General features: G+C 71.7%; 13 protein-coding genes. 4 read left to right on the top strand and 9 right to left on the bottom strand.

What is annotated here, in order from left to right; all coding sequences use genetic code 11:
- The first annotated feature begins 44 nt into the window (after nucleotides 1-44).
- Nucleotides 45-1,178 carry an IS701 family transposase gene (locus BA062_RS34420; protein WP_110337431.1) on the top strand — a complete coding sequence of 378 codons (1,134 nt, stop codon included), beginning with the start codon at nucleotides 45-47 and terminating at the stop codon, nucleotides 1,176-1,178.
- Nucleotides 1,179-1,514: 336 nt separating this feature from the next.
- Here the strand turns inward: BA062_RS34420 and pdxH are convergent, their stop codons facing one another.
- From pdxH to BA062_RS34385, 7 genes are read right to left on the bottom strand one after another with little or no spacing between them, the layout of a single operon-like run.
- Nucleotides 1,515-2,207 carry a pyridoxamine 5'-phosphate oxidase gene (gene pdxH / locus BA062_RS34415; protein ID WP_110343312.1) on the bottom strand — a complete coding sequence of 231 codons (693 nt, stop codon included), beginning with the start codon at nucleotides 2,205-2,207 and terminating at the stop codon, nucleotides 1,515-1,517.
- 54 nt (nucleotides 2,208-2,261) lie between these two features.
- Complete coding sequence (locus BA062_RS34410; RefSeq protein ID WP_110343311.1) at nucleotides 2,262-3,062, bottom strand: urease accessory protein UreD; 801 nt, start codon at nucleotides 3,060-3,062, stop codon at nucleotides 2,262-2,264.
- A complete protein-coding gene (ureG, locus tag BA062_RS34405) occupies nucleotides 3,059-3,781 on the bottom strand; it encodes an urease accessory protein UreG (RefSeq protein ID WP_110343310.1) in 723 nt (240 codons plus the stop codon). Before ureG ends, BA062_RS34410 begins: the two co-directional genes overlap by 4 nt.
- The gene (locus BA062_RS34400; protein ID WP_110343309.1) at nucleotides 3,771-4,460 is read right to left on the bottom strand and encodes an urease accessory protein UreF; all 690 of its coding nucleotides are present in this window, start codon (nucleotides 4,458-4,460) and stop codon (nucleotides 3,771-3,773) included. The genes ureG and BA062_RS34400 overlap by 11 nt, the downstream gene beginning before the upstream one ends.
- A complete protein-coding gene (locus BA062_RS34395; protein WP_110343308.1) occupies nucleotides 4,460-6,199 on the bottom strand; it encodes an urease subunit alpha in 1,740 nt (579 codons plus the stop codon). The genes BA062_RS34400 and BA062_RS34395 overlap by 1 nt, the downstream gene beginning before the upstream one ends.
- The gene (locus BA062_RS34390; RefSeq protein ID WP_110343307.1) at nucleotides 6,196-6,489 is read right to left on the bottom strand and encodes an urease subunit beta; all 294 of its coding nucleotides are present in this window, start codon (nucleotides 6,487-6,489) and stop codon (nucleotides 6,196-6,198) included. Before BA062_RS34390 ends, BA062_RS34395 begins: the two co-directional genes overlap by 4 nt.
- An 11-nt stretch (nucleotides 6,490-6,500) precedes the next feature.
- Nucleotides 6,501-6,803: an urease subunit gamma gene (locus BA062_RS34385; RefSeq protein ID WP_110343306.1), complete on the bottom strand. Its 303-nt coding sequence runs from the start codon at nucleotides 6,801-6,803 to the stop codon at nucleotides 6,501-6,503.
- Nucleotides 6,804-7,044: 241 nt separating this feature from the next.
- On the opposite strand from BA062_RS34385, the gene BA062_RS34380 reads away from it, so the two are divergent.
- From BA062_RS34380 to BA062_RS34370, 3 genes are all read left to right on the top strand, one after another.
- Nucleotides 7,045-8,196, top strand: a complete 1,152-nt coding sequence (locus tag BA062_RS34380) for a citrate synthase 2 (RefSeq protein ID WP_110343305.1) — start codon at nucleotides 7,045-7,047, stop codon at nucleotides 8,194-8,196.
- A gap of 81 nt (nucleotides 8,197-8,277) precedes the next feature.
- On the top strand, nucleotides 8,278-8,763 hold the full coding sequence (locus tag BA062_RS34375; protein WP_110343304.1) for a DoxX family protein: 486 nt from the start codon (nucleotides 8,278-8,280) through the stop codon (nucleotides 8,761-8,763).
- Between the two features lie 53 nt (nucleotides 8,764-8,816).
- Complete coding sequence (locus BA062_RS34370; RefSeq protein ID WP_110343303.1) at nucleotides 8,817-9,137, top strand: DUF4333 domain-containing protein; 321 nt, start codon at nucleotides 8,817-8,819, stop codon at nucleotides 9,135-9,137.
- On the opposite strand, the gene BA062_RS34365 is transcribed toward BA062_RS34370, so the two are convergent.
- On the bottom strand, nucleotides 9,097-9,714 hold the full coding sequence (locus BA062_RS34365; RefSeq protein WP_110343333.1) for a TetR/AcrR family transcriptional regulator: 618 nt from the start codon (nucleotides 9,712-9,714) through the stop codon (nucleotides 9,097-9,099). The two genes, BA062_RS34370 and BA062_RS34365, sit on opposite strands and share 41 nt — an antisense overlap.
- Before the next feature lie 20 nt (nucleotides 9,715-9,734).
- Nucleotides 9,735-11,441, bottom strand: a complete 1,707-nt coding sequence (locus BA062_RS34360; RefSeq protein ID WP_245960145.1) for an SDR family oxidoreductase — start codon at nucleotides 11,439-11,441, stop codon at nucleotides 9,735-9,737.
- Nucleotides 11,442-11,451: the final 10 nt, after the last annotated feature.

Below are 11,451 nucleotides of genomic sequence, written 5' to 3'. Positions count from 1 at the left end.
TAGTACTGCAACGGCAGTTGGCGGTGTTGTGGTAGATCATCCCGGTGGTGGTCGATGTGGTGATGGATCAGCTGGACCGGGTGCACGAGCGGATCGCGGGCCGGTTCGGACGGTCTGAACCGCGGAATCGGGCTAGGGAGTACGTATCGGGCCTGGTCGCAGGGTTGGAGCGGAAGAACGGCTGGACGCTGGCCGAGCAGGCCGGGGAGGTGTCCCCGGATGGGATGCAGCGGCTGCTGCGCTGGGCGGACTGGGACATCGACGGGGTCCGGGACGACGTTCGCGACTATGTCATCGAGCACCTCGGCGAGCCCGGTGGCGTGCTGATCGTGGACGACACCGGGTTCCTGAAGAAGGGCACGCGCTCGGCCGGGGTGCAGCGGCAGTACTCGGGAACAGCCGGTCGGATCGAGAACTGCCAGATCGGCACGTTTCTTGCCTATGCCTCGTCTCGTGGGCATGCGCTGATCGACCGGGAGCTGTATCTGCCCGAGCCGTGGATCGCCGACCAGGACCGGTGCCGGCGGGCAGCGATCCCGGAGGGCACCGAGTTCGAGACCAAGCCGCGTCAAGCCATGGCGATGCTGGCGCGGGCGTTCGCCGCGAAGGTGCCGTTCGCGTGGATCACTGCTGATGAGGCGTATGGGCAGGTCAAGTACCTGCGGTTGTGGCTGGAAGCCCACGATGCCGCGCACGTGCTGGCCACCAAGGTCAACGACACCCTGGTCACCACCGGCGGTGGCGAGGCCCGAGCCGATGAGCTGATCGCGGAGTTGCCCGCTCGGGCGTGGCGGCGGTTGTCGGTCGGGGCCGGGGCACACGGGCCACGAGAGTATGACTGGGCGCGGGTGCCGATCCGGATCGGCTGGCAGGCCGGGCGCGGGCACTGGCTGCTCGCCCGCCGCTCGCTCTCGGACCCGACCGAGATCGCCTACTACGTCTGCTACGGACCCCGCCGCTCCACCCTGCTGGATCTGGCCTGGATCGCCGGAGCTCGCTGGCGGATCGAGGAGTGCTTCCAGCAAGCCAAGAACGAAGCTGGACTCGATCAATATCAGGTCCGGTCCTGGCGAGCGTGGTATGCCCACATCACCCTGTCGATGCTCGCCCACGCCTGGCTCGCCGTCTCCCGATCCCTCGCCACAAAAGGGGAGCTGACGTCGCTGAGCCGGGCATGATCGGGTTCACGCTACCGGAGATCCGGCGCCTGCTCACCAAGTTGGTCTTGCGTGTCACCGACACCGCTCACCACGTCTGGGCCTGGTCCCGCTGGCGCCGCCGACGACAACACCAAGCCCGGCTCAGCCACTACAAACGCCGCGGCCACCCACTCACCTAACTGCCGTTGCAGTATTAGGCCCGCTAACGATCCCCGCGCATGTGAGTTTCGCCGTCCCGACCCCACCCGCACCCGGCCCCACCCCATCGATCCGACCGCAGTGAAGGCCACCTTGCCTGCGTTGAACGCAGGCAAGGTGGCCTTCACTGCAATTTGGTGGGAGGTGGAGGTGTGGCTACGGGGCGATGCGGTCCACTCGCCAGCCGTCCTCGGTGCGCACGTAGCGCAGGCGGTCGTGCAGGCGGTCCTGCCTGCCCTGCCAGAACTCGACCGTGTCGGGGCGGATCCGCCAGCCGCCCCAGTGCGGGGGCACGGGCACCTCGTCGACGCCCTCGAACCGGCGCTCGATGGCGCTCAGCGCGTTGTCCAGCGCGCGACGGCCGTCCACCACCCGCGACTGCGGGGAGGCCCACGCGCCGAGCTGCGAACCCCTCGGCCGGGACGCCCAGTACTCGGCGACCTCGGTCAGATCCACCTTCTCGACCTCGCCGCGCACGGTGACCTGCCGGTGCAGCGTGTACCACGGGAACGTCACCGAGGCGTAGCGCGTGACCGTGAGGTCGTGGCTCTTGGCCGAGGTGTAGTTGGTGTAGAACACCACGCCGCGCTCGTCGAGGCCCTTGCACAGGACCGTCCGCGAGGACGGCAGCCCCTGTGCGTCCGCCGTGGCGAGCACCATCGCGTTGGGCTCGGGCAGCCCGGCGGAAACGGCCTGGTCCAGCCACTGCTGCAGCTGCTCGGTCCAGGTGTCGGCGAGCGAGGACTCGTCGAACGCCTCACCGTTGTAGGCGACCCTCATGCCGGGCAGCCGGACGGTGATGTCCGCGCTGCCCGCTACCTCGTTGTCCAGTTTGTCGAGTTCCGGCATGCCGCAACCTCCGCGCGCCCTTGTGGGGCCTCACCCCGCCTGATTCAGCCGACGTTAGGGGTTCCCAGATCGCGGCGAAACCGTCTGATCGGTGACGGGCGCCACTGGATCGTGACACCCGGGCGTCCATCCGGGGTGGTGCCGCCTGGCGACGGCCAACCGGGCGCCCGCTTCGACGGCGTCGGGCGCGAGCACGGTCAGGAGTGTGCCGCCGGCGGCGAGTGGCGTCACCGACCACCAATCGCCGCCCACCGCCTCGGCCGGATCGGCTCCCCACACCAGCACCTCGCTCGCCAGCACCTTCCGGCCCGCGAGGTATGCGGCGCTGGCGTCGAGCAGCGGGTCGCCGATCATGAGCCGCTGCCGCAGCAGCGGCACGGCTCCCCTGGTGACGTTCGTGGTGGTCACCAGGCCGCCCGGCCGCTCGCCGTCGCGGCCCAGCACGAGCACCTCGCTCGTGCGCAGCCGGGCGCCGTCGGCGAGCGACGCCGTGAGCGTCGCGGTGTGCCGAGCCCTGGCCGTGACGACGGTGGGCTCGGGCAGGTACTCCAGCGTCGCGTCCTCGGCCACCTCGAGGTGCACGGCCGCCGAGCTGGGCTCGCCGTGGCTGCCGGGCAGCGCGAGCGTGGCGGCGACGCCCGAGAGCCGCAGCGACGCACCGGGGCCGACCCTGACGGTGAGGGTCAGCTCGTCGCCGCCGAGGGGCGTGGTCGCCGAGCTGACCAGGTGCACCTGCGCGGTGCCGCCGCCGCGCTTGGGGAACAGCGTCAGCGGCGCCATCGAGCGCAGCTCGCGCAGCCGGGTGCGGCCCGACGCCGGGTCGAGCTCGGCGGTCAGCCTGGCGTGTGCCTTCACGCCGCCGCGACGGGAAGGACGGAACGCACCCAGTCGGCGACCGCGGGGGCGTCCGGCGTCTCGACCAGCGACTGCGCGATCACGGGCAGCTCGCCGCGCATCCGGTGGGCGTCGGAGGTCATCACGTCCAGGTCCGCGCCGACGAGGTGGGCGATGTCGATCTTGTTGATCACCAGCAGGTCGGCCGTGGTGACGCCGGGGCCGCCCTTGCGGGGCACCTTGTCGCCGCCCGCGACGTCGACCACGAACACCTGGCTGTCGGCGAGCCCCCGGCTGAACACGGCCGTGAGGTTGTCGCCGCCACTCTCGATGATCACCAGGTCGAGGCCGGGGAAGCGCTCCTCCAGCTGCTCGACGGCATCGAGGTTGGCGGTGATGTCGTCGCGGATCGCCGTGTGCGGGCACGCGCCCGTCTGCACCGCCTCGATCCGGTCGGCGTCGAGCACCCCGGCCCTGCGCAGGAAGTCGGCATCCTCGGTGGTGTAGATGTCGTTGGTCACGACGGCGAGGTTCAGCTCGTCGCCCAGCGCGCGGCACAGTGCCGCGACGAGCGCGGTCTTGCCGCTGCCGACCGGGCCACCGATGCCGATCCGGTAGGCGCGGCCGCGCTGTGGCTGCGCGGCGTAGCGGTCGGGTTCGGTGGCCGTCGGGTCGAAGTTCACGGGGTGGAAATGCCCGTGACCGTGCCCGTGCTCGTGGTCGTGGTTGTCAGCTGGCAAAGAGACGCACCTCTTTTTTCTTGTGCTGCCGCACGTGTGCCTCGGCGAGCAGGTCGAGCGCGGGTGCGCCCGGTGCGGGCAGGTCTGCTGGTTCGGCACCCGCGGACGCGGCGGCCCGCGCGGCGACGGCTTCCAGGTCGCCCGCGAGTGCGGCGACGATCGCGTTGACGGAGAGCGGGTCGAGCCCGAGCAGGCGCACGGCCGCGCTCGCGGGTCCGCTCACGGCGAGGTAGGCGGCGGCCCTCGCGGCATCGCGCGGCGGTGTGCCCGCGATCCCGGCGAGCGCGCCGAGGATCACCGGGTGGTGAGGCCGGGGCGTGGCGGCCAGCAGTCCGGCGAGCACCGGGGAAGGCCACGCGACCCGGCCCGCCCGCGCGGTGCCCCTGCCCTGCGCGCGGGAGGCCTCGCGCTGGGCGAGCGACGGCGTACGCGCGTCCAGTTCGGCGTCGAGCAGCAGCCAGTATCCACTTCGGACACCCCGCGCGGCGGCGTGTGCCGCTGCCGCGGCGAAGACGGCGGCCAGCTCACCGGCACCGCGCAGGCGTCCACTGAGGAACGGTGGCAGGTCCCGCTCGCTCGTCACGAGCCCGCGCGCCACGGCCTCCTCCAGCCCTCCGGAATGCACGTGGCCCCCGCCGGGGAACCGCGAGTCGGCGAGCAGCAGCGAGAGCACGTCCATCAGAACAGGAAATACCGTTGCGCCATCGGCAGTTCGGCGACCGGCATCGGCTCGATGAGCTCGCCGTCCACGCGCACCGCGAAGCTGTCAGGGTCGACCTGGATGTCCGGCGTGGCGTCGTTGAGCACCATGTCGGCCTTCGTGCGCACCCGCGTGTCACGCACCGGCACGAGCCTGCGCCGCAACCGCAGCCGGTCGGCGACGTCCGCGCCCGCCGATCCGGCGACGAAGTGGAAGCTGCTCTCCGCCGCGACGGCGGGCGAGGCGCCGAACATCGGGCGGGCCAGGTACGGCTGCGGCGTGGGGATGGAGGCGTTGGCGTCGCCCATCGCGCCCCACGCGATGAAGCCGCCCTTGAGCACCACGTGCGGGCGCACGCCGAAGAACTTCGGCTCCCACAACACCAGGTCGGCGAGCTTGCCCACCTCCACGGAACCGATCTCGTGGTCGAGTCCGTGCGCGATGGCCGGGTTGATCGTGTACTTCGCGACGTAGCGGCGAGCACGCAGGTTGTCGGCGGCCCCGTCTCCTGGCAGGGCACCCCGGCGCTGCTTCATCACGTGCGCGGTCTGCCACGTCCTGATCACCACCTCGCCGATCCGCCCCATCGCCTGCGCGTCGGAGCCGATCATCGAGATCGCGCCGAGGTCGTGCAGCACGTCTTCGGCCGCGATCGTCGAGGGCCGGATGCGGCTTTCCGCGAACGCGAGGTCCTCGGGCACCGACGGGTTGAGGTGGTGGCAGACGATGAGCATGTCGAGGTGCTCGTCGACCGTGTTCACCGTGTGCGGGCGGGTGGGGTTGGTCGACGACGGCAGCACGTTCGGCAGCGCGGCGACCGTGATGATGTCCGGCGCGTGCCCGCCGCCCGCGCCCTCGGTGTGGTAGGCGTTGATCGACCGGCCGCCGATGGCGTCGATGGTCGACTCCACGAACCCGGCCTCGTTGAGCGTGTCGGTGTGGATGGCCACCTGCACGCCCGACTCGTCGGCCACCGAGAGGCACGCGTCGATCGCGGCGGGCGTGGTGCCCCAGTCCTCGTGCAGCTTGAACCCGCCCGCTCCGGCGGCGAGCTGCTCGCGCAGCGCGTCGGCGCGCACGGTGTTGCCCTTGCCGAGCAGCAGGACGTTCACCGGCTGGTCGTCCATGGCCTGCAGCATCCGGCCGAGGTTCCACGCGCCGGGCGTCACGGTGGTGGCCTTGCTGCCCTCGGCCGGCCCGGTGCCGCCGCCGATCAGCGTGGTGAGTCCCGAGGCGAGCGCGGTGTCGGTGAGCTGCGGGCAGATGAAGTGCACGTGGCAGTCGATGCCACCCGCGGTGAGGATCTTGCCGTTGCCCGCGAGCACCTCGGTGGACGGCCCGATGACGAGCGCGGGGTCGACGCCGTCCATCGTGTCCGGGTTGCCCGCTTTGCCGATGCCGACGATGCGGCCGTCGCGCACCCCGACGTCGGCCTTCACCACGCCCCAGTGATCGAGCACGATCACGCCGGTGATCACCAGGTCGGGCGTGCCCTCGGCCCGCGTCGCCATCGCCTGGCCCATCGACTCGCGGATCACCTTGCCACCGCCGAAGAGCACCTCGTCGCCGGAGCCCGCGCCCATGCTGCGGTCCTCGGTGACCTCGATGAGCAGGTTCGTGTCGGCGAGGCGCACGCGATCGCCGACCGTGGGCCCGAACAGCTCGGCGTAGCGCTCTCGGGACAGCGAGGCCGCGGGCTCCGGAGGCACGGCGGTCATGACCTCCTCCGCAGGCCGGGAACGACGGCACCGCCGGCGAGCGGCACCAGGTCCACCTCGCGTTCGACACCGGGCTCGAACCGCACGGCCGTGCCGGCGGCGATGTCGAGCCGCTGCCCCGCTGCCGCCTCGCGGTCGAAGTCGAGCCCGGGGTTCACGTCGGCGAAGTGGAAGTGGGAGCCGACCTGCACGGGCCGGTCGCCGGTGTTGCGCACCCGCAGGCGCGTGCGTGGCCTGCCTGGGTTGAGCGGCACCGGTTCGGCTGCCGGGATGATCTCGCCTGGTCGCACGGGCTCGCTCCTCACGCGATGGGGTCGTGCACGGTGACGAGCTTCGTGCCGTCCGGGAACGTCGCCTCGACCTGGACCGAGTCGAGCAGCTCCGGCACGCCGCCGAGCACCTGCTCGCGGGAGAGCACCTCGCGGCCGCTCGACATCAGCTCGCTGACCGTCCTGCCGTCACGGGCGCCCTCGATGACGTGGTCGGTGATGAGCGCGACGGCCTCGGGGTGGTTCAGCCGCAGCCCGCGCTCCAGCCTGCGCCGCGCCACGTCGGCGGCGACGTGGACGAGCAGCTTGTCTCGCTCCTGAGGGCTCAAGTGCATGGGCAATGCTTATCACCGGAAACGCAGAAGCCCCGCCACCGGAAACAAAGGATTTACGTGCCAGAGGGGCCGGCACGCTGAATCGTTCTCGTAATCGTGACCGAAACCACCGCATCTTTCGATTGATACCGGGGATGAACAGGAGGAAAGTTGCCCCAACACCGTGCGAGGAGGCACCTGTGCGTGGGCCTCGCACGGGTTGACGACCTGTCGGGGAACTCGCTTGGAAAGGTCCATTCCGGTGACATCGACGATCAGCAAGGCCCAAACCCCCTCCGAACAGCCCGACGACGGTTTCCGCCCCGGCCTGGAGGGCGTGGTCGCCTTCCGCACGGAGATCGCCGAGCCCGACCGCGACGGCGGCGCCCTGCGCTACCGCGGTGTCGACATCGAGGAGCTCGCGGGCAAGGTGAGCTTCGGCGACGTGTGGGGGCTGCTCGTGGACGGCCACTTCCGCAACGGGCTGGCACCCGCCGAGCCGTTCCCGATCCCCGTCCACACCGGTGACGTCCGCGTCGACGTGCAGGCCGCGCTCGCGATGCTCGCGCCGATCTGGGGGTACCAGCCGCTGCTGGACATCTCCGACGAGACCGCGCGCGAACAGCTCGCCCGCGCCTCGGTGATGGCACTGTCCTACGTCGCGCAGTCGGCGCGCGGGGTCGGCGTACCCGCGGTGCCGGAGTCGAGGGTCGACGAGGCGAAGACCATCACCGAGCGGTTCATGGTCCGCTGGCGTGGCGAGCCGGACCCGGCGCACGTCAAGGCCGTGGACGCCTACTGGGTGTCGGCCGCCGAGCACGGCCTGAACGCCTCCACGTTCACCGCGCGCGTGATCGCCTCGACGGGCGCCGACGTGGCGGCGTCGCTCTCCGGTGCGGTCGGCGCGATGTCCGGTCCGCTGCACGGCGGCGCGCCCGCACGCGTGCTGCCGATGATCGAGGAGGTGGAGCGCACCGGCGACGCGCGCGCGTACGTGAAGGGCCTGCTCGACCGCAAGGAGCGGCTCATGGGCTTCGGCCACCGCGTCTACCGCGCGGAGGACCCGCGCGCCCGCGTGCTGCGCCGCACCTGCCGCGAGCTGGGCGCCTCCCGGTACGACGCGGCGGCGGCACTCGAGGAGGCCGCGCTCGCCGAGCTACGTGAGCGGCGTCCCGACCGGGCGATCGAGACGAACGTGGAGTTCTGGGCCGCCGTGATCCTGGACTTCGCGCAGGTACCGCCGCACATGATGCCCGCGATGTTCACCTCGGCCCGCACGGCGGGCTGGGCCGCGCACATCCTCGAGCAGAAGCGCACGGGCAGGCTCGTGCGGCCGTCGGCCAAGTACGTCGGCCCCGCGCCGCGCAAGCCGTCAGAGGTCGAGGGGTGGGACACGCTCGCGAACCGTTCCTGACCAGCCTCGAATAGAACTTGTCACTGCCTAAATAAGCGCGCATACTCCTATCTAGTCACCGACTAGATAGGAGTATGCGTCATGGAACCCCTGATCACGCTCGTCGCCGGCACGGCGGCCGTCCTCGCCGTGGGCAGACTGTGGCGGCCCAGGCTGCGGCCGCTGCCCACCGCCCTGCGCGGCGGGGTCGCCGCCATGTTCCTGCTCACCGGCGTCGCCCATTTCGCGGGCATGCGCGAGGAGCTGATCGCGATGGTCCCCGGCTTCCTGCCCGCCCCCGGCCTGCTCGTGACGGTCACCGGGGTGCTGGAGATCGCGGGCGCGCTCGCGATGTTCCACCGGCAGCTCGCCCATTGGTCGGCCGCCGGCCTCACGGTGCTGCTCGTCGTGATGTTCCCCGCCAACGTCAACCTCGCGCTCAACGGCACGAACCTGCCGTGGGACGACACGCTCGTGCCGCGCACACTGATGCAGGTGATCTTCCTGGCGGCGACGGCGACGGTCGCCGTCGCGGGGTTCCGCGCGGCCAATGCCGCCGAAACTCCGGCCCGGGTCCAGCAGTGCTAGCGTCCGAACGGGTGCACGGCGCACCCCTCGTGGCCGGACAAATTGGACGTACAATGTGGAGCACAGCCAGGACCCTGCTCGTCACGGCGTTCGCCGCACTGGCGCTGACCGCCTGCTCGGCGGAGATCAGCACCACCAAGCAGGTCTCCAAGGAGGACCTCGAGCGCAGTACGGCGGACGCACTGGAGCAGCGGGTCGGCCAGCGCCCCGAGCAGATCGAGTGCCCCGGCGCGATCGACGCCGAGCAGGGCACGAAGGCCCGGTGCGTGCTCGCCCACCAGGGCACGAGCTACGGCGTCTCCGTCACCGTGACCTCGGTCGAGGGCGACAACGTCAAGTACGACGTCGCGGTGGATGAAAAACCGATGAAATAACGGTGTCCGGATCGTGCCGCTCGGTGGCACCGATCATGGCGAGGAGCTGGTCGACGAGCCACGCGTCGAGTTTCCCTTGCTCCAGGCCGTCTTCCCGCAGCCACGTGAGCAGCGCTCCCTCGACCACCACGGTCCAGCAGCGGAGCGTGGTGAGCAGCATCGGTGACGGGTCGGTGATCCCCGCGTCGGCGAGGATCACCCCCACCGCGGCCTCCCTGACCTCGTCGACGATGGCATTGGTCTCCGAGGTCGCGATCGCGGAACCGCTGCGCACGAGCGCGACGTAGCCCGCTCGGTGCTCGGCGGCCACCTCGGCGAGCGCGCGCACGGCGGCACGCAGCCGATCGTACGGCGTGCCCTCCGCGCGCGCGGCGAGCCGGGCGAGCAGCCCGTCCACCACCGACCGCAACGCGGCGACCCGCAGCTCGCGCACGCTCGCGAAGTACCGGTAGAACAGCGCCCGCGACACGTCGGCGCGCGCCGTGACGTCCTCGACGGAGACGTCCTCGGGGGCGCGGGTGCTGAACAGCTCCAGTGCCGCGGCGATGAGGTCGTCCCTGCGCGCCGCGCGGGTCATGCGGCGCGGCTTGCGCTCGGTCACCGCGCGATCGCCCGCAACAGGCCAGGGGTGAGCCGGGACAGGGTCAGCGTCACCGAGGCCTCCGGAGTGGACGGTGCGAGCGCCACGTCCCGCTCGACGGCGCGCAGGATGTCGGCGGCCACGCGCTCGGGCCCGAACCCCCTCCTGGCGAACAGCTTGGCGCCGTTGCGCCTGCGCCGCGCCTGTTCTTGCTCGCTCGCCCCGGCGAACACGGTGCGTTCGGCGATCGGGGTGCGCACGATGCCGGGGCACACCGCGGTGACGCCGACGCGGTGGCTCGCGAGCTCCGCGCGCAGGCACTCGCTCAGCATCAGCACCGCGGCCTTCGTCGTGGAGTAGGCGGGCAACACCTTGTTCGGCAGGTACGCCGCCATCGACGCGAGGTTGACGATATGCCCGCCCTCGGCCCGCTCGGTGAGCATCGGCACGAACGCCCGGCAGCCGTGGATCACGCCCCACAGGTTCACGTCGATCACGCGCTCCCAGTCGCCGACGCCGGTGTCGGCGAAGGAGCCCGCCACACCGATTCCGGCGTTGTTCACGACGATGTCGGGCACCCCGTGCTCGGCCCGCACGGCGGCGGCGAACGCGTCGACCCGCGCACCGTCGCTGACGTCCACTGTGTACTCGGCGGCGGCCGAGCCCGTTGCCCTCACCAGCTCGGCCGTGCGGGCGGCGGCCTGGCCGTCGATGTCGGCGACCACCACGTCCGCGCCCTCTTCGGCGAACGCGAGCGCCGTGGCCTGCCCGATGCCGCTGCCGCCACCTGTCACCACCACAAGCCTGCCGGGGAACCGCCGGGGTGAGGGCGGGTTCACGCGCGCGCGGCGCAGGCCCCTCGCCTCCGGCCCGCCCTCGACGTGGTCCACGAGCTCGGCGACGGCGTCGGCGACGACGCCGGGACGCTGCCTCGGCAGCCAGTGCCTGCCCGCGACGTGCCGGACGCGCAGGTCGGGCACCCAGTCGAGCTCGGTCTGCAGCGGCGCCGTGACGTAGGCGTCGCCGGTCGGCGCGAGCACCTGCACCGGCACGTCGGCGTGCGGGCGGGCCGGCCTGCCGAGCCGGGTGAGCATGTTGGCGCGGTACAGCTCGAGGCCGTACCGGCCGTCGGACGAGTTCGGCCTGCCGACGCCGGGTTCGAGCCTGCGCAGGGCCCACGGCAGCAGGCCGGTGCGCCAGACCAGTTCGGGTACGCGGGGCAGCTGGAAGAACGCGATGTAGGTGGAGTGCAGCAGCTGACGCAGCGCGTTGCGCAGGCGGCGCGGCGTGGGCTTGCGCAACTGTGCGCGCAGCCAGCGGGCCGCGTGGTCGAGGCTCGGCCCGGAGATCGAGGTGTACGACGCGATGCGCCCGTCCAGCCATCCGCCGGTGACGGCGTGCCAGGTCTGGATGGAGCCCCAGTCGTGGGCGAGCAGGTGAACCTTGCCCTCTGGCCGCACCGCGCCAACGACGGCCGCGAGGTCGGCGGCGAGCCGGTCGAGCCGGTAGGCGGCGCGCTCGGCCGGTTTGTCCGAGGCGCCCGCTCCCCGCACGTCGTAGGTGACCACGCGGAAGCGCTCGCCGAGGCGCGCCGCGACGTCGTCCCAGAGCGCCGAGTCGTCGGGGTAGCCGTGCACGCAGACGAGCGTGGGCCCGTCCGCCCTGCCGCTGCTGCGCACGGAGAGGCGGACACCGTCATCGGCCGTCACCCACTGATGAGACATCTCGTCATGG

The sequence above is a fragment of the Prauserella flavalba genome, assembly GCF_003202235.1.
In the GTDB taxonomy this organism is placed as follows: domain Bacteria; phylum Actinomycetota; class Actinomycetes; order Mycobacteriales; family Pseudonocardiaceae; genus Prauserella_A; species Prauserella_A flavalba.
This window is presented reverse-complemented; position numbering and strand designations above follow the sequence as displayed.

Coding starts and splice junctions, on each gene's coding strand:
- pdxH (WP_110343312.1), bottom strand. CDS start 2,207: ATGCCGGAACTCGACAAACTGGACAACGAGGTAGCGGGCAGCGCGGAC.
- BA062_RS34400 (WP_110343309.1), bottom strand. CDS start 4,460: ATGGACGTGCTCTCGCTGCTGCTCGCCGACTCGCGGTTCCCCGGCGGG.
- BA062_RS34395 (WP_110343308.1), bottom strand. CDS start 6,199: ATGACCGCCGTGCCTCCGGAGCCCGCGGCCTCGCTGTCCCGAGAGCGC.
- BA062_RS34385 (WP_110343306.1), bottom strand. CDS start 6,803: ATGCACTTGAGCCCTCAGGAGCGAGACAAGCTGCTCGTCCACGTCGCC.
- BA062_RS34375 (WP_110343304.1), top strand. CDS start 8,278: ATGGAACCCCTGATCACGCTCGTCGCCGGCACGGCGGCCGTCCTCGCC.
- BA062_RS34370 (WP_110343303.1), top strand. CDS start 8,817: ATGTGGAGCACAGCCAGGACCCTGCTCGTCACGGCGTTCGCCGCACTG.
- BA062_RS34365 (WP_110343333.1), bottom strand. CDS start 9,714: ATGACCCGCGCGGCGCGCAGGGACGACCTCATCGCCGCGGCACTGGAG.
- BA062_RS34360 (WP_245960145.1), bottom strand. CDS start 11,441: ATGTCTCATCAGTGGGTGACGGCCGATGACGGTGTCCGCCTCTCCGTG.